This window comes from Stenotrophomonas sp. AN71, from assembly GCF_050435725.1.
Lineage (GTDB): Bacteria > Pseudomonadota > Gammaproteobacteria > Xanthomonadales > Xanthomonadaceae > Stenotrophomonas.
This window is the reverse complement of record NZ_JBNDKU010000004.1, coordinates 105,939-123,282: the sequence shown is the minus strand read 5'-3', so window position 1 is coordinate 123,282 and position 17,344 is coordinate 105,939. Positions and strand designations below refer to the sequence as shown.

The window sequence follows — 17,344 nt, the reverse complement described above, 5'->3', positions numbered from 1 at the left end:
GGCGATGCAGACATCGCCGGTGCCGTCAACTGCCTGGAACCTAGAACCGGTAGCCCAGACCCAGCATCACGCCGTTCTGGATCTGCCCATCGCGGCGCTCGCCCACGTAGTCGGCCATGATCGACAGACGCTCGCTGGCACGGCTGGTCACGCCCACATTCCAGGCCAGCACCTGCTCGCCAACCGCCTGGCTGCTGGCGCCAAACACCAGGTCCGGCGCCGCGGCGAAGCCGGTGCTGTAGCGCGCCTGGGAATCGCCCAGTTCCTTCTGCCAGACCACTCGGGCACGCGGGGTGATGCGCTCACCCTTGTTGCCTTCGAAGGTCTTGAACAGCTGCAGGCCGGCACCGACCCGGATGCTCTCCAGGCTGCCACTGCGGCCGATCAGCGCACCGGCACCCTGCCCCTCGTTGAAGCGCGTGGCCGAGGTACGGGCGTAGTCCACCACCGGCAGCAGCGGCTGGATCACCAGACCCTTGCCGATGGTGAAGGAGAACGCGTGCTCGACCCGCGCCGAGATCGCATCGTTGCTGTATCGGGCACGCAACGGCTGCTGCAGGCCCTCGAACGCGGAAAGGCTGCGGCGGGTGTCGTGGCGCAGGTCGGTGTAGCGCACGGCCGCCGACAGGTAGCCACGCGAATAGGTGGCATCCAGATAGCCGCCCACGTCCAGCGCGCGCACATCACCACTGAAGCCGGAGCCATCGTTGGCCTTGGTCGACATGTCGGCCGCGGCCACGCTGACACCGAGGGTGACGCGGTCATCGGCCACGCGGGTATCGGCACCGACCACGATGCCGCCGATGTTGTGGCTCAGGCCGGCCACACCACCGTCGGCGTCGATGCGGCCATGGCTGGCGAAACCGCGCGCCCACAGGCCACGGCTGCGACCGGTGGCACCGCCACCAGCGCCCTCGCCCGCCGGCTCGACCAGATGCATGGCCAGCTGGTTGAACAGGCTGCCATGGCGCATACCCGGCTGCGCCGAGACCGACTGCGCCGCCTGCGAAGCCAGGCCATCGGCATCGCCGCCACTGCGCATCGCCGCCTGGTGCTGCTGCACCACGTTGCCGATGCTGCCCAGCAGTGCATTGTCGGCCAGCCGCAGGCTGGCATGTGCATCACCGCGCAGCGCGCCGGCCTGCTGTGCGATCACATCGCGGTCGGTGAACTGCAGCGCACCCAGCAGCGATTTCAGCCCGTTGTCCTGGCGGTCCGATGCAGCGGCCAGTGCACGCCCCAGTCCGTCACCGGACGTACCGTTGGCGAACAGCCCCAGCTGGTCGAAACCCGGGTTGGCGGTCAGCCACAAGCCGTCGGCCGTCTGCTTGACGTTGAAGCTGAGCAGCGAGTTGTGGCGCGGACGGAACACCTCGGCGCCGGTGATGCTGGCGCTGTAACCGGCATCGCCCAGCCGCACCACCTCCTTGAAGCCGTCCTCGTAGATCGGGCCGTCCACCAGGTCGCGACGGTAGTTGCCGGCATAGAAGCCCTGCGCCACATTCAAAGCAAGGTGCGCGCCCTGCGCGATCACCAGCGCGCCATCCTCGGCGCCGTCATCGTAGAAGCTGCCCACGCGCAGGCGTCCGCCACCGCTGCCGCCGGCCTCGGTGACGTCGAACAGCACCTGTCCCCCGGCCATGATGTTGACGTAGCCGTGGGTGACCAGATCGCCGCCGCGCGGCATCAGCGTGCCGTAGACACGCAGCCGGTTGAAGCCGTCTTCGCGATAGGACGGGCCGGTGCCGTCAAGCAGTGCGTTGGAGTCCATGCCCACCGATGCGATATCGCCATGGCCCACCACGATGCTGCCCGGCATCACCCGCAGTTCCGGCGTGCGCAGCGCGCCGCCTTCCAGTGCAATGGTGCCGTTGTCGACCAGCATGAAGTCGGCACCGGTGGTGGCGCTGGTGCGCCAGGTCGCGCCGTTGGCGATGCGGATCACGCCGGCCGAATTGGCCAGGGTCGAGGCGTCCAGGTCGGCCAGGCGCAGCTGCCCGCGCAGCTCGTTCTGGATATCGGGGTCGGCCAGCAGTTGCTGCAGCGACTGCGGTCCGATTCCGTTCGCTCCGCGCGAGGAATAGTTGTAGAGGCTCACCGCGTAGTTGATGTAGGTGCTGGCCCAGTCGGTATTCCAGCGCGCGAAGTCATCATCGACGAAGGCCTGCAGCTGGCGCGCGGTGCGCAGGTAACCGGGGTTGATGTCACCCGTGACGTTGGCGGTGACCGTCATCGTGTCGCCCGGATCGCGATAGCCCGCTGCGGTGATGATGTTGTTGCCGCGGATGTCCTGGCCGGGGAACGATTCCAGGCGGCGGCCACTGCCATCGGGATCGAAGGTGACCGAGGTGCCGCTGGTGCGCGCCGGGTCGCGGAAGACCAGCAGGCCGTTGGGCTGCACCACTTCGTACATCGCCTTGTGCAGCAGCCCGGCATCCATGCCACCGCCGTAGTTGCCGGTGTAGATCTGGGTCATGCGCGGCGACGGCGCGTAGGTGATCCTGCCGCCACTGCTGGCGGCATGGATCTGCACCGAGTCGACCACCGGCAGGTCACCGGCCAGATAGCGGTTGACGCCGCCGGACTGCATGATCGAGCAGGAGGAAATGCAGTGGCCGGACACGATGGTGTCCAGGCCCTGGGTGCGGATCAATGCCTGCAGCCATTCGCCGGCGATCAGCGCGCCACCGTTGGAGGTACGCAGCACCACTTCGCGGATCGGGCGGCCTTCGGCCTGGGCCTTGGCCAGCAGGGCTGGCAACGCCACCACATCGGCAAAGGTCACGCCGCCACTGAGGAAGACTCGGTCATCCTGGACGTGATAATTCATTGCCATGACGTCATCAGCCGTCGCCATGGCGGTGATGGCCAGCAGCCCCGCCAGGGCCACGCTCAACTTCGAATGTTTCATGTGTTCTCTCTCTCCACCCGCAACACACGGGTCAAGAGTTCAACGCGAAGGCGGTGCCAACCCCCCCAGCATGCCGGCCGTAGAAACATGAATACATTCACAATGGAATCATGGCCGATGGACACTCTTCCCCATCCGGTCATCGTCGCGTAAAACTCGAAGACGCACCCGCCACCGTCGTCCGAGGCCTGCCCTGTCCGTCCCCTCTCCTCTGATCCATCGCGCGCCGGACCTGTCCGTGCCTGCGGACGCCTTCATCGCGTTCGTACGGGAAGAACGCGGACCGCTATGCGCATTCCTGCGCACGCGCGGCGTGGGACCGGATGATGCGGAGGACATCGCGCAGGACTGCATGGAGCGGCTGATCCGTTATCGCAGCCACAGCGCCGATGAACTGCGCCTGCTGCTGTATCGTATCGCCCGCAACCGCCTGGCAGACCGCGGCCGTTCGCCGCAGTCGCGGCCGCATCTGTCACTGGCCGAGCACGATGGTGGCAACGAGCCTTCCAGCACGTCGCCCGATCCATTGCGCCAGGCCGAATCCGGGCAGATGCTGTCCCTGCTGCGGCAGGCCCTGTTCAAGTTGCCCGAACGCGCTCGCGAGGTCTACCTGCTCAACCGGATCACCGGCATGAGCTATACCCAGATCGCTCGGCATTGTGGAATCACTGCAAAGACCGTGGAAAAACACATCGCCCGTGCCCTGCAGGGCCTGCGCCAGGAACTCGGATCGGATCCGCTGCACAACGACAGGGACAACGAATGATCGGCGCCCGGCACAAGGAAGACGCCTTGCTGTTCGAACGCGCCAGCACCTGGGTGGCGCGCCTGGAAGCCCCGGACTGCACGCCGGGCGAGCGCGAAACGTTCGAGGACTGGCTGGCCGAGGATCCTGCCCACGTCAAAGCGTGGGTCCAGGCCGAAACCCTGTTCCAGCAGAGCGAAACGCTGGCCGCCGACCCATGGCTGAGTACCGCCGCATCACGTGCGGCACGTCCTGCCCGGCGGCGCTGGTTGCCCGGTCTCGCCGCCGCCGCTGGCATCTGTCTGGCTGTCGGCATCGGCTGGATGGTGGCCGTCGACGGCAACCCCTTGCCGCAGCACTATGCCAACGATTCCCACCAGCCGCGACAGCTGACACTGGCTGACGGCAGCGTGGCCACGCTCGACGCCGGCACCACGCTGCGCGCCCGCTTCGGGTGGCGCCATCGTGACCTGGTGCTGGAGCGCGGACGCCTGCAACTGCAGGTCGCCGCGTCGAGCAAGGCGCTGCAGCTGCGCGTTGGCGACAGCACGATCCGCGACATCGGCACCACCTTCCAGGTCGAGCGTCTGCACGATGGCCGGGTCGAAGTCGCATTGCTGGAAGGCGCGGTGGAAGTCCGCAACGGCAGCGCCCAGCACACGCTGACTCCCGGCCAGCAGCTGCAGGTGCTGCCATCGGGCCGCATCCAGCCAGGCCCGTCATTGTCGTCCAATGCCGCTGCCGAAGCCTGGCTGCACGGACAACTGGTATTCGATGGCACGCCGTTGTCCATCGTGGTCGAACGTATGAACCGCTACGGCCGCACGCCGCTGGTGATTGCCGATCCGGCGATCGCCAACCTGGCCGTAAGCGGCACCTACCGCGCCGGTGATGCACAGGACCTGCTGTCGGCGCTGGAAGTGGGTTGGTCCGTGGCTGGCCAGACGCGTCCGGATGGCGCGCTGGAACTGCGCCGCACGTACTGAGGAGGCCTGCGGTGATGGCAGTACCGGGTGCGCTGCAGGGGGGGCTGCTCCGCACCCTGCTTGGCTTCGGGCTCGGCAGTGCGCTGCTGCCCATGGCCGCCGCAACCGAGCAGGCCGGCACCCTGGAAATCGATGTCGGCGCAGGTCCTCTCGCGCCGGCATTGCAGCAGTGGGCTCGGCAGAGTGGCATCGCCTTGCTGTTCGACGCGCGCGAACTGGGCGGACTGCACACCCACGGCACCCACGGCCGGCGTGATGCCGCCAGTGCCCTGAAGGAGCTGGTTGCCGGCACGCCGGTGAACATCCTGCGCACGCCCACCGGTGGATTCGTCGTCCGTCGCGTGCAGCCGCCCCAGCCGCCAACAACCGCTGCCACCTCCCGGCCCGCAACGTCGCCGCCGGGACCGCGCACGATGCCCGATGGCCCCCCTCAAGTGGAACTGGCGCCGATCCATGTCACCGGCAGCCGGCTGCCACGCACCTCGGTGCAGACCACGCTGCCGGTAACCATCATCGACCGCGATGACATCCTGCGCAGCGGTTACGGCAGCCTGTTCGACCTGCTGCGTCACCTGCCAGGGATGAACGGGCACCCGGCGATGAGCACGGCGCGCAGTGGCGACTCGCAGTACCTGCCGGTCGGTGCGGCCACCACCACCAGCCTGGACGGCATGGGTCCGCGCGCAACGCTGTTCCTGGTAAACGGGCGGCGTCTGCCGCGCTACCCGATGGTCTCGCTGGAACAGGGCGGACTCACCGACCTGGGCGGCATCCCGCTCAGTTTCGTCGACCGCATCGAGCTGGTGCGTGGCGGGGCCTCGGCCATCTACGGCGCCGATGCGATGTCCGGCGTGGTCAACATCATCCTGCGCGATCAGGCCGAAGGCCCCGAGGCGATGCTGCAGACCGGACTCAGCAGCCGTGGTGATGCCGGACAGTACCGCCTGCAGGCAGCCACCGGCGGCGTGCGTGGCAACGGCGATCGCTGGTTCGCCGGCATCGACCTGCACCGCATCGAACATCTGGCCGGTGATCGCCGTGACTGGCACGCGGAAACCTCGCAGTACCTGATCGGTGCATTTCGCGATGGCAGCTACTGGCCCGCCAAGCACTGCGACGGCCCACTGAAACGGCGCGAGGGTGCCTGCTGGTTCGACAGCGCGCGACCGCGCTCGCTGCAACCGGCCTCGGATACCGCCTCGGCCTATCTGCGCTATCGCCATGAGCGCGGCGAAGGACGTTATGCCTATGCCGAAGCGCGGGCCAGCCACAACCGGCAACGCTTCGATCTGGGCCCCACCGCCGTGGCCATCGGCCTGTACGGCTTCACCTTCAACAGCGTGCTGCGCGAAGCCGGCAACGTGCGTCCGCATGTTCGCGCCACCGATGCCGATGTCACCTTCGGCATCGGCCGCAACCAGGGCCGGCGCGGCTGGGATGCCGGCATCAGTGCACAACGCAGTGACGTCACCCTGTCCACGTCGGGCACCGTGCGTGCCCAGCCATTGCTGCGTGCGGCAGAGTCGCTGGATTTCCTGCCGGGCTTCACCTCCCTGCGTACCGATGCAGCCAAGGAGTTGTTTCCGTCGATCCGCAACCGCGGCCGCACCGAGCAGTGGCAGGGCTGGTGGGGAATGCAGCGCGAACTCGTCCCGCTGCCAGGCGGCAACGTGCAACTGGCCACCGGCATCGACGTGCGCCAGGAGCGCTGGACCTCGCACCCCGACACGCTGCTCAGCCAGGGCGACCTGGCGCTGGGGCTGCCGCAGGAACAACGCCACCTGTCGCGACAAAGCGGTGGCGCCTATGCCGAAGTCGGCCTGCCCTTGGCGCCCACACTGCGCATGGACCTTGCCGCCCGCTGGGACCGCGACGGCGACTACAGTGCGTTCTCGCCGCGCGCGGGCCTGCGCTGGAGCCCCTCACCGCACTGGTCGTTCCTGCTGGCCAGCGGGCGCGGCTACCGCGCGCCCAGCCTGTTCGAACAGCGGCGCCCACCGGGATATTTCGGCGAGATCGAACTGCCTGCCTCCAGCGCGCTGCCCGACTGTGCACAGACCAGCGGCAATGGCCGCTGCAGTGTCACCGTGGACGTGGTGGAGAACGATGCACTGAAGGCCGAGCAATCACGCAGCCATTCGCTGGCCGCCACCTGGACGCCGACCGACACCTTCTCGCTGTCGCTGACCCACAACATCGTCGAGCTGCGCAACGAAATCCTGGCCCTGCAACCGGCTGACGCGGTGTGGAACCGCAGCACATGGGAACTGGATGAGGATGGTCGCCTGCGCAGCCTGCGCCTGTCGTTCGACAACATCGGCCGCACCACCTCGCGCAACTGGGTGCTGCGCGGCGAGTACCACATCGATACCGGCAGCACCGGCCAGTGGTTGTTCTCGCTCGATGCACTGAAGCAGCAGGCGCTGCGCCGCGACCGGGGCGAAGATGCGGCTGTAGATCTGCGCGGCCACGTCACGCCGACGATGGCGGCGGTGCTCAATGTGCAATGGCAGAACAGCAACTGGGACATCGCCCTGCGCGGCAACCAGGTGGGGCGTACGCGTGCATGGCTGCCGGGCGCGGAATGCCCCGAAGAGCAGCGCGAACTCAACCACTGCATGAACCCGCGGCAGCTGCGCTGGAACCTGCATCTGGCGCGCCGGCTGGGGCCGCGTATCGTCGCCGCGCTGGACGTGCACAACGTGCTCGACACGCAGCCGGTGAACTATCTGGTCGGCAATGGCGGACAGATGCCGGGGCTGGACGATCCGCTCGGCCGCTACTTCCTGCTGACCCTGCAGTTCCGCTGAGCGTAGTACGCTACGCGCCCTGTTCCACCGGTCCCCACCACCCCATGAAGGCCCACCTCTGGTTCTGGGGCGCGTTCCTGCTGTTCTTCGCGTTGCCCTTCCCCTGCATCCTCTACTTCGGCACGTCGTGGCCGGTGCAGCTTGCCGACCGCAGCGCGCCATGGCTGGCGCTGCTGCTGTTGGCGCTGTCGCTGGTCCTGTGGCTGGCCCTGCTGCTCGCGTTCCTGCACTACCTGCTGCTGGGCCCGCCGCGTGCGCTACATCGGGTGCGCTCGATCCTGGCCGACGGTGAGCCACGTGATGCCTTGATCGAACAGGCCGAGCAGACCGGCGTGCACGTGCGCGGATTCGCGCAGTGGAAGCTGCAACTGTCCTTCCAGAACCTGTCCGGCACGCCGATCAACGAACAGATGCTGGTGGTGGACAGCAAGCCGCAGCTGCGGCGCTTCATTGCAGGCCAGCACATCGAAGCGCGCGTGAGCCGGGCGCCAGGGGCGTTCCCCAACGTGGTGCTGGAGGGTGCCCAGCCCGAACTGGATGTTGCCCGCCTCTGGCGCCGTAGCATCGCCGCTGTCATCGGCATCGTGGCGGTTGCCAGCGCCTATGTGTTCGCCTATCGACTTCAGAGCGAGGGCCTGGGCTGGACCTTCCTGTCACTCGGACACCCTCTGCTGGTGTGCCCGCTGGTACTGTGTGGTTACGCGCTGGGGCTGCGCCTGCTCGGCCGCGTGCTGCAAGCCGATGCGCGGGGTGACGTACTGAAGTACCGCGGCCTCCGCGTGGACGCCAAAGTGCTGAAGGTGCGCCAGACCGGCACCTACTTCAACGAGCAACCGCAGGTGGAGTTCCAGCTGGAATTCATCGACCGCGACGGCAACGTGCAGCACGCCAGCGCACGCCGGTTCATCCCCCTGATCGAACTGGCCAACATCCCGCGCGAACAGGTCACCCTGCTGTACGACCCGGAAGATCGCAGCAATGTGCGGCTGGAGGGCGTATGAAGCCGCCTCCCTCCACGCGAATGCTTTTCTCTGCAGTGCTGCTGGTGCTGGCCGGCGCGGCCGTGGCCGGCGGTGCGCTGCAGACCCTGGGCGAGACGCTGGGGCATTCGGTGCAGGCCGACCGGCTGCCGCCGTACCTCTCATCGGCTCCGCCTCGCGAGCAGCCCGCGTCGCTTTCGCCCGGCTTCACCGCACCCACCAATGCGCCGTCCGCAGCGCTGCACGGACGCAGCAACCGCTTGTTCGATGTGGACTACCTGTTGGCTGCGCGACAGGCGTTGGAGAAACTGCCGGCGCTGGCCGGCCATCGGTTGACGGTTTTCCACAGCGTCCACTTCTACGAGGATGGCCGTATCAACCTGGATCTGGTCGATCCGCAGCAACCGGGGCATGTGGACAGCTACCACTTTGAACGTGGCAGGTGGCGCAAGGGCGGACCGATCGATCCGCAACGCTTCGCGCCCACCATCAGCCTGCAACGAAGCACCACGGCGCTGGCCAACATCGATTTCGAGGCCGTCCCGCGCGTTGCCGAGGCGCTGCAGGTGCAACGCAGTGCATTGATGGGCACGCCGGGTGAAGTTGGCCACGTCCATGTGATCGTGCGCAAGGCCGGCACGCTGGTCTGGCTGCCGGACGAGGTCGCCGGGGATCGTGAATCGGCGCACCTTTCGTTCGACGCGCAGGGCACCCTGCGTCGCGTGAGCCGCCAATAGCCAGCATAAAGAAGGGGACGGAGGGGATTAAGTCGTATGTGTCATCAAGGCAAAGACGACTTAATCCCCTCCGTCCCCTTTTTGCTATCTGACCGAACGGGCGATGGCGTACTGCGCACCGTAGTAGGTGGACAACACCAGCAAGCTGGCCAGCGGCAGGCCGCCGGCGAAGCGGTCCCAGGCCAGCAGCGAATCGCTGGCGACGAACAGCAGCGCACCGGCCGCTGCCCAGCGTGCACTGCACGGTTCCGGTGCCGCTACAGGGGGACGTGCCCATGCGCGTGCAAGCGCCAGCACCGCCATCGACGCGAGCACCACCACGTAGGCCAGCACCGGGATGCGCATCGGCACCGGCAGATGTGGCCACAGCCCCATCACGTTAAGCACGGCGAATGCCCCGAGCAGGACGCTGGCGGCGAGCAGGCCACGTCCTGCACGCAGGCCATCGCGGAACGCGGCGATATAGCAGAGGTGCGCCAGCAGGAACGCAACAAGGCCCGGTACGAACGCATCCATCGGCAACATCAGTGCGATGTCGCCCACGCACGACAGCAGCATGCCGGCCAGCACCGCGCGCCGGTAGAACGGCTGCGCGGGATCGTGCACGCGCCAGGCGATGGCAGCGATCAGCAGGGTGGTGGTCGGCTTGGCCAGCCAATGCAGCCAGCGCCCGTCACCGTGCAGGAACGCGCCGGTGATGGCGAGGACCGCCATCAACAGGATCAGACCCTCGCGGGCGCGCGGCTTCATCGTGCCTTCCACAGGTCTGCGAGGCGATCAGGCTTGCCGGCGATGCGCTCCAGTACCGGATACTGCAGGCCACCGTGATAGTCGATGTTCATCGTTTCGATGCGGTCGAACTGCTTGACCAGCAGCACGATCGGCGCCTTGTCTTTTGCCGCGCTGGCGACAGTATCCTTCAGCCGCTGGCTGCTGTACTCACGGCCGTTCACCGCGATCACCTTCATGCCCGGCGCCAGGCCGGCATTGAAGGCCGGGCTGTCCCAGATCACATCACCGACCGCCCCGCTGTCGAGCACCGTCGCGCCCAGCGAGTAGGCCAGCAATGCCGCCTTGGCGCGTTTCTCCTGCGCCTTGTAGGCGTCGTTCGGTGTATCGCGGTAGACCAGCGTCCAGCCGGCCAGCGCCAGGCCACCGGTCAGCGAACCGTGGCCGTCCAGGCGACCGCGCAGGAAACCGGCCCAGTCATACGGCGCGATGCCGTTCAAGGTCGCCACCACGTCATCGAAGGTGTACGGATTGACGTCCCACTTGCCGTTGCCGACGCCAAAGAACGCACGTGCGAAGTCGTCCAGGCTGCGACGGTTGCCGCTCAGTTCGCGCAGCTTGCCTTCCACTTCCAGCCACAGCATCTGGCCACCGGAGTAGTAGTCCTCGCTCATCTGATAGTTGCGGTACGGCAACGTTCTACGTTGTGCGATGGTCGGATCGTTGGTGGTGTCCTGCAGCGGGCGCCAGGCCAGGCCCGGGCGACCGCGATCATAGGTGGCGGCCACGTTGGCCAGCATGTCGCGCGCCTGCGCGACCGACCACAGCCCCGAGCGCGCGGCCAGCACCTGGCCCCAGAACTGGGTCTGGCCTTCGTACACCCACAGCAGGCTGTCGCCCATCGGCACGTTGAAGTTGGCGGTGGCCAGATCTGCACCACGGCGATACTTCCCGTTCCAGGAATGGGTGTACTCGTGCGGCAGCAGATCGCGCATCCACGCGTTGCTGTCCCATTCGGTGAAGTAGCCCGGATCGGCACTGTTCTCGCTGGAGCGGTGATGCTCCAGGCCGATGCCGCCGAGGCGGTCGGTCAACGCCAGCAGGAACTCATAGTGGTTGTAGTGGCGCGCGCCGTAGAGCTTGTCGGCCTGCTGCACCAGCGCGCGATGCGTCGCGACCTGTGCCTCGGTCGGCTTCAGCGACTTGGCGTCGTCGGCAAACACGTTCAGGTGCACCGGCACCTTCGCGCCCGGATCGAGATCGATGCGCTGGTAGTGCTCGCCGGCGAACAGGGGCGAATCGACCAGGTGGTCATAGGAAATCGGCTTGAACACCACGGTGTCGCCGTCGCGGCGCGCCGTCTCCAGCGCCGTGGCGAACGACCAGCCCTTGGGCAGGGTCACGCTGGCCTGTGCCTGCAGGTTGCGTGCATCCACGCCGGCCGGATACAGCGAGTTGGCGTTCCACTGCAGGTTGAGCATTTCCGGGGTCATCACCACCCGCCCCTGACTGCCGCCCTGCGAGGACAGGAAATCAAAGTGGGCGACGATCTCGCTCACCCCCTCAGGCACGTCCACCTTGAACGCATAGACGTTGTACTGGTCGCGCTGCCAGGCCAGCGGCTTGCCGTTGGCGGTGACGCGCAGGCCGGCCAGCTTGTCGATCGGGCCGGTCGGCGAATGGTTGCCGGGAATCCACTGCGGATACAGCAGGGTCATCGGGCCGGGCGTGGCCGGCACGGTGGCGGTGACCTTGAAGATGCGCCGGGCCAGGTCGCGCGCGTCCACATCGATACGCAGCAATCCAGGAGCCGCAGCATCGGCCGGCGGCGAGGCCAGCGCCAGCGCAGGCGTGGCGGCCAGCGCGAACAGCAGCGACATCGCCAGGGCTCGGGTCTTCATCGGGCAGCTTCCAACAGCGGAGAATCCTCCGATGCTAGGCCTGTGGAATGGCCCGCCCCATGGCCAAAGGTCATGGCTGCGCATCTATCCACGCATGGCGTGGATCTACTGGAGCGATGCGCTCGCGCTGTATGGGCACACACCGGCCCGAATGCAGTAGATCCACGCCATGCGTGGATGAAGCCTTTCCCGGTCAGTCGACCAACCGCAGCCGCAATTCCTTCGGCAGCGCGAACACCATCGATTCCGGTTCGCCATCCAGCTCGCCGACGCCGGTCGCGCCCAGCTCGGCCAGGCGCGCCAGCACGCCATCCACCAGCACCTGCGGCGCCGAGGCACCGGCAGTGACGCCGATATGCTGCTTGCCTTCCACCCAGTGCGGATCGATCTCGTGCGCACCATCGATCAGGTACGACTCCACGCCTTCACGGCGCGCCAGTTCGCTCAGACGATTGGAGTTGGAGCTGTTCGGCGAACCGACCACCAGCACCAGGTCGCAACGCTTGGCCAGGTCGCGCACGGCGTCCTGGCGGTTCTGCGTGGCGTAGCAGATGTCGTCGTTCTTCGGCCCCTGCATCGCGGGGAAGCGCTCGCGCAGCGCGTCGATGATGCCGCGCGTATCGTCCACCGACAGCGTGGTCTGGGTGGTGTAGGCGAAGTTTTCCGGCTGGTTGATCTGCAGCGTGGCAACCTGCTCGACATCCTCGACCAGATAGATCTGGCCGGTACCGGCTTCGCGGTTCCACTGCCCCATGGTGCCCTCCACTTCCGGATGACCGGCGTGGCCGATCAGCACCACGTCACGGCCGGCACGGCAGTGGCGGGCGACTTCGAAGTGAACCTTGGTCACCAGCGGGCAGGTCGCGTCGAACACCTTCAGGCCACGGCGCTCGGCTTCCTGGCGCACCGCCTGGGATACGCCATGCGCGCTGAAGATGACCGTGTTGTTGTCCGGCACTTCGTCCAGTTCCTCGACGAAGATCGCGCCCCGCTGCTTCAGGTCGTCGACCACGAAGCGGTTGTGCACCACTTCATGGCGGACGTAGATGGGCGCGCCCAGCGTTTCGATCGCGCGCTTGACGATCTCGATCGCACGATCGACACCGGCACAGAAACCACGCGGGTTGGCGAGCAGCACATCCATCAGTTCAATCTCCCGGCAGCGGCCGGCTTACGGTTTCGGGTTGGCATTATCCGCCTTTTTGGCGGACTTGCCGTCGAACAGGCCGAACAGGGCGATGCCGATGGCACCAGCCACGATGGCCGAATCGGCGATGTTGAACGAGGGCCAGGTGTAGCTGCCCGCATACCACTGGATGAAATCGACCACATGACCGTGCACCTGGCGGTCGATCACGTTGCCGATGGCACCGCCGATGATCAGCGCATAGGGCACCGCTGCCTTCCAGTTGCCGCGGGCCGTACCGCGCAGCCACCAGGCCATCAGGCCGCTGATGGCAATCGCCAGCACGGTGAAGAAGTGCTTCTGCCAGCCACCGGCGTCGCTCAGGAAACTGAACGCGGCACCGGTGTTGTAGGTCCGGTACCAGTTCCAGAAGCCATCGATGACCACCACCGGCTGGAACTCCGGCAGGCTGGACAGGACCCAGGCCTTGGACCACTGGTCCAGGCCGATGATGGCCGCCGACAGCAGCAGCCAGACCAGGGCGTTCGGATGCGGACGTGCGGTGCTCATCAGAACCAGCTCCGCAGTTCGCCGTCGCCGGTGATGTTGCTCACGCAGCGACCGCACAGTTCCGGATGATCGGCATGGCTGCCAACGTCGGCACGGTGGTGCCAGCAGCGCACGCACTTGGCCTTGGTGGTCGGCTGGGCGCTGACGAACACCTCGTCGGTGGTGGCCGGGCGCACCTGCACATCGCCACTGATGAACAGGAAACGCAGCTCATCGGCCAGCGGCTGCCAGCGCGCGGCCTGCTCGTCGCTGGCGGCGATGGTGATCTCCGCTTCCAGCGCAGCACCGATCGCACCGTTGGCACGCATCGGCTCGAGCACCTTGGCCACCTGCTCGCGCACGGCCAGCAGCTGGTCGAAGTCGGCGGCGTTGAGCTGGGCATCGGCCGGCAGCGGCGCCAGGCCGTCGTACCAGGTGGTGAACAGCACGTGCCCGGCACGCTCGCCCGGCAGGTAGCCCCACAGCTCGTCGGCGGTGAAGGTCAGGATCGGCGCAACCCAGCGGGTGAACGCTTCGGCGATGTGGTACATCGCGCTCTGTGCCGAACGACGACCGTGCGAATCGGCCGGCATCGTGTACAGGCGGTCCTTGGTCACGTCCAGGTAAAGCGAGCCGAGGTCGACGCTGCAGAAGTTCAGCAGCAGCTGCACGATCTCGGCCATGTTGTAGCCGTCGTAGGCCGCCTTGATCTTCTCCTGCAGCTCCCAGGCGCGATGCACGATCCAGCGGTCCAGCGCGACCATCTGGTCGAGCGGGCGCAGGTGCTGGGCCGGGTCGAAACCGTCCAGGTTGCCGAGCAGGAAGCGCGCGGTGTTGCGCAGGCGGCGGTAGGCGTCGGCGTTGCGCTTGAGGATCTCCTGCGACAACGACATCTCGTTGCTGTAATCGGCCGAGGCGATCCACAGGCGCAGGATGTCCGCGCCCAGCTTGTTCATGATGTCCTGCGGCTCGATGCCGTTGCCCAGCGACTTGGACATCTTGCGGCCGTGCTCGTCCACGGTGAAGCCGTGGGTGAGGCACTGCTTGTACGGAGCGCGCTTGTCGATCGCCACGCCGGTCAGCAGCGAGGACTGGAACCAGCCGCGGTGCTGGTCGGAGCCTTCCAGGTACAGGTCGGCCGGCTTGCCGAAGCCACGCGCGGCGAGCACGCCTTCATGGGTGACGCCCGAATCGAACCAGACGTCGAGGATGTCGGTGACCTTCTCGTAGTCGGCCGCTTCGGCGCCCAGCAGTTCGGCGGCATCCAGCGAGTACCACACGTCGATGCCCTCGGCCTCGACGCGGTCGGCGACCTGCTGCATCAGCTCCACCGAACGCGGGTGGATCTCGCCGGTCTGGCGATGGGTGAACAGGGCGATCGGCACGCCCCAGGTGCGCTGGCGCGAGATGGTCCAGTCCGGACGACCGTCGACCATGCTCTGGATGCGCGCCTTGCCCCAGCTCGGGAACCAGCCCACGGTATCGATGGCGGCCAGCGCATCGTTGCGCAGGTTGGCCTTGTCCATCGAGATGAACCACTGCGGGGTGGCACGGAACACCACCGGCGTCTTGTGGCGCCAGCAATGCGGGTAGCTGTGGCGGATCGGGTGGAAGGCCAGCAGCGAACCGTTGTCGCGCAGCACGCCGACGATGGCCTCCTGCGCCTTCCACAGGTGCTGGCCGGCCAGCACCACGTCACCGGCCGGCGGGGTCGATTCCAGGTACACGCCGCGGCCGTCGATCGGCGTGACCTGGCCGGCGTTGTACTTGTCCAGCAGGCCGTACTTCTGGCTGACCACGAAGTCTTCCTGGCCGTGACCGGGGGCGGTGTGCACCGCACCGGTACCGTCCTCGTCGGACACGTGGTCGCCGTTGAGCACCAGGATCTCGCGTTCCGGGTAGAACGGGTGCGCCAGCAGCTGGTTCTCCAGCGCCGCGCCGGTGGTTTCACCGTGCAGCACGACCGCTTCCACGCCGTAGCGCTGCAGCGCGCGCTCGGCCAGCGCGGCGGCCAGCACCAGCCAACGGCGCTTGCCGTTGTGGGCCGGGCCTTCGGCCAGCACGTAGTTGATCTCCGCGCCGAGCGACACCGCCAGCGAGGCCGGCAGCGTCCACGGCGTGGTGGTCCAGATCGGCACGGCCACTTCGACATCGGCCGGCACGCTCACGCCGAACGCCTGGCCGATGGCCCGCGCATCGCGCGCGGCGTAGGCCACGTCGATCGCCGGCGATTCCTTTTCCTGGTATTCGATCTCGGCCTCGGCCAGCGCCGAGCCACAGTCGAAGCACCAGTACACCGGCTTGGCGCCCCGCACCAGGTGGCCATTGGCCACGACCTTGGCCAGTGCGCGGATCTCGTTGGCTTCGAAGTCGAAGCTCAGGGTCTTGTACGGGTTGTCCCAGTCGCCGGTCACGCCCAGGCGCTTGAAGTCCGCGCGCTGGATGTTGATCTGCTCTTCGGCGAACTCGCGGCACTTCTGCCGGAATTGGACGGCGTCGAGCTTGGTGCCGACCTTGCCCCACTTCTTCTCGACCGCAATCTCGATCGGCAGGCCGTGGCAGTCCCAGCCCGGCACGTAGGGCGCATCGAAGCCGGCCAGGTAGCGCGACTTGACGATGATGTCCTTCAGGATCTTGTTGACCGCGTGGCCCAGGTGGATGCGGCCGTTGGCGTACGGCGGGCCGTCATGCAGCACGAACAGCGGGCGGCCGGCGGCGTTGTCGCGCAGCTGCTGGTAGAGCCCCTGCGCTTCCCACTGCGCCAGAATGCCCGGCTCGCGCTTGGGCAGGTCGCCGCGCATCGGGAATTCGGTGGCTGGCAGGTTCAGGGTGGTCTTGTAGTCCTGGCTCACGCAGTGGCTCGCAATCTATGTTCGGAAAGGATGGCGCGCGCCTGTTCGGCGTCGCGGTGCATCTGGTCGGTCAGTGCCGCCAGATCATTGAATTTCTCTTCGTCGCGCAGCTTGGCGACGAACTCCACGTCGATGTGGCGCCCGTAAAGGTCGCCCTGGAAATCGAACAGGTGTGCTTCCAGCAGCGGCTCCACGCCCTCCACCGTCGGCCGCGTGCCGAAGCTGGACACCGACGGCCACGGCTGGTCGAACACGCCGTGTACCCAGGTCGCGTAGATGCCCGACAGCGCCGGGGTCTTCGGGAACCGCAGGTTGGCGGTGGGGAAGCCCAGCGTGCGGCCAAGCTGGCGCCCGCGCACGACACGGCCGCTGATCGCGTACGGACGGCCGAGCAGATCGCCGGCACGGGCGAAGTCACCCTCCTGCAGCAGCTGGCGGATGCGCGTGCTGGAAATGCGCTCGCCATGCAGGTCGACCGCCTCGATCTCGCCGGCGCTGAAGCCCAGCTCGGCGCCCATCGTCTGCAGCAGGGCCAGATCGCCACGACGGCGGTTGCCGAAGCAGAACTCCGGGCCGATCCACACCTCGCGGGCGCCCAGCCGGTGCGCCAGCAACTGGCGCACGAAGGTCTCGGCCGGCATCGCCGCCATTGCCGCATCGAAACGCAGCAGGCCGATCGCATCGACACCGAGCTCGCGCAGCATCTCGACCTTGCTGCGCGCCAGGGTCAGCCGCGGCGGCGGTGTGCCCTGGGCAAAGAATTCACGCGGCAGCGGTTCGAACGCCACGGCCACTGCGGCCACGCCCAAGGCGCGCGCGCGGGCGACCGCGTGGCGGACCAGCGCACGATGGCCCAGATGGAGGCCGTCGAATGCGCCGATACAGACCACGCTTCCGTTGGGGAACAGTTCCCCGCCCTCGACGCTTCTGAACAGCCTGCTCATCAACTCTCGTTCCGGCCCGACCGGGGCCGCCGCTTCAATGGTGTAACCCTGAAGTATAGCCGCCACAGGCCGCG

12 protein-coding genes are annotated in these 17,344 nt (G+C 67.2%); 5 read left to right on the top strand and 7 right to left on the bottom strand.

Annotated elements, in window-relative coordinates:
- Positions 1-40: 40 nt before the first annotated feature.
- Positions 41-2,911: an autotransporter domain-containing protein gene (locus ABH900_RS08480; RefSeq protein ID WP_429622452.1), complete on the bottom strand. Its 2,871-nt coding sequence runs from the start codon at positions 2,909-2,911 to the stop codon at positions 41-43.
- A gap of 238 nt (positions 2,912-3,149) precedes the next feature.
- Here ABH900_RS08480 and ABH900_RS08475 point away from each other — a divergent pair, with 238 nt between their 5' ends.
- The 5 genes from ABH900_RS08475 to ABH900_RS08455 are packed head-to-tail and all read left to right on the top strand — an operon-like array spanning position 3,150 to position 9,169.
- A complete protein-coding gene (locus tag ABH900_RS08475) occupies positions 3,150-3,677 on the top strand; it encodes an RNA polymerase sigma factor (RefSeq protein WP_429622451.1) in 528 nt (175 codons plus the stop codon).
- Positions 3,674-4,642, top strand: a complete 969-nt coding sequence (locus ABH900_RS08470) for a FecR family protein (RefSeq protein WP_429622450.1) — start codon at positions 3,674-3,676, stop codon at positions 4,640-4,642. The genes ABH900_RS08475 and ABH900_RS08470 overlap by 4 nt, the downstream gene beginning before the upstream one ends.
- A gap of 14 nt (positions 4,643-4,656) precedes the next feature.
- Entirely contained in the window at positions 4,657-7,452 is a 2,796-nt protein-coding gene (locus tag ABH900_RS08465; protein ID WP_429622657.1) for a TonB-dependent receptor plug domain-containing protein, read from the top strand.
- A gap of 44 nt (positions 7,453-7,496) precedes the next feature.
- Complete coding sequence (locus ABH900_RS08460) at positions 7,497-8,453, top strand: hypothetical protein (RefSeq protein WP_429622449.1); 957 nt, start codon at positions 7,497-7,499, stop codon at positions 8,451-8,453.
- Complete coding sequence (locus ABH900_RS08455) at positions 8,450-9,169, top strand: hypothetical protein (protein ID WP_429622448.1); 720 nt, start codon at positions 8,450-8,452, stop codon at positions 9,167-9,169. The genes ABH900_RS08460 and ABH900_RS08455 overlap by 4 nt, the downstream gene beginning before the upstream one ends.
- Positions 9,170-9,253: 84 nt before the next feature.
- Here the strand turns inward: ABH900_RS08455 and ABH900_RS08450 are convergent, their stop codons facing one another.
- The 6 genes from ABH900_RS08450 to ABH900_RS08425 all read right to left on the bottom strand — a co-directional run bounded on the left by ABH900_RS08450 (position 9,254) and on the right by ABH900_RS08425 (position 17,270).
- Positions 9,254-9,919: a lysoplasmalogenase gene (locus ABH900_RS08450; protein WP_429622447.1), complete on the bottom strand. Its 666-nt coding sequence runs from the start codon at positions 9,917-9,919 to the stop codon at positions 9,254-9,256.
- Positions 9,916-11,799 carry a M61 family metallopeptidase gene (locus tag ABH900_RS08445; RefSeq protein WP_429622446.1) on the bottom strand — a complete coding sequence of 628 codons (1,884 nt, stop codon included), beginning with the start codon at positions 11,797-11,799 and terminating at the stop codon, positions 9,916-9,918. Before ABH900_RS08445 ends, ABH900_RS08450 begins: the two co-directional genes overlap by 4 nt.
- Positions 11,800-11,992: 193 nt before the next feature.
- Positions 11,993-12,943, bottom strand: a complete 951-nt coding sequence (ispH, locus tag ABH900_RS08440; protein ID WP_429622444.1) for a 4-hydroxy-3-methylbut-2-enyl diphosphate reductase — start codon at positions 12,941-12,943, stop codon at positions 11,993-11,995.
- 27 nt (positions 12,944-12,970) lie between these two features.
- Positions 12,971-13,495, bottom strand: a complete 525-nt coding sequence (lspA, locus tag ABH900_RS08435; RefSeq protein WP_429622442.1) for a signal peptidase II — start codon at positions 13,493-13,495, stop codon at positions 12,971-12,973.
- Entirely contained in the window at positions 13,495-16,326 is a 2,832-nt protein-coding gene (gene ileS, locus ABH900_RS08430; RefSeq protein ID WP_429622441.1) for an isoleucine--tRNA ligase, read from the bottom strand. Before ileS ends, lspA begins: the two co-directional genes overlap by 1 nt.
- A complete protein-coding gene (locus ABH900_RS08425) occupies positions 16,323-17,270 on the bottom strand; it encodes a bifunctional riboflavin kinase/FAD synthetase (RefSeq protein WP_429622440.1) in 948 nt (315 codons plus the stop codon). Before ABH900_RS08425 ends, ileS begins: the two co-directional genes overlap by 4 nt.
- Positions 17,271-17,344: the final 74 nt, after the last annotated feature.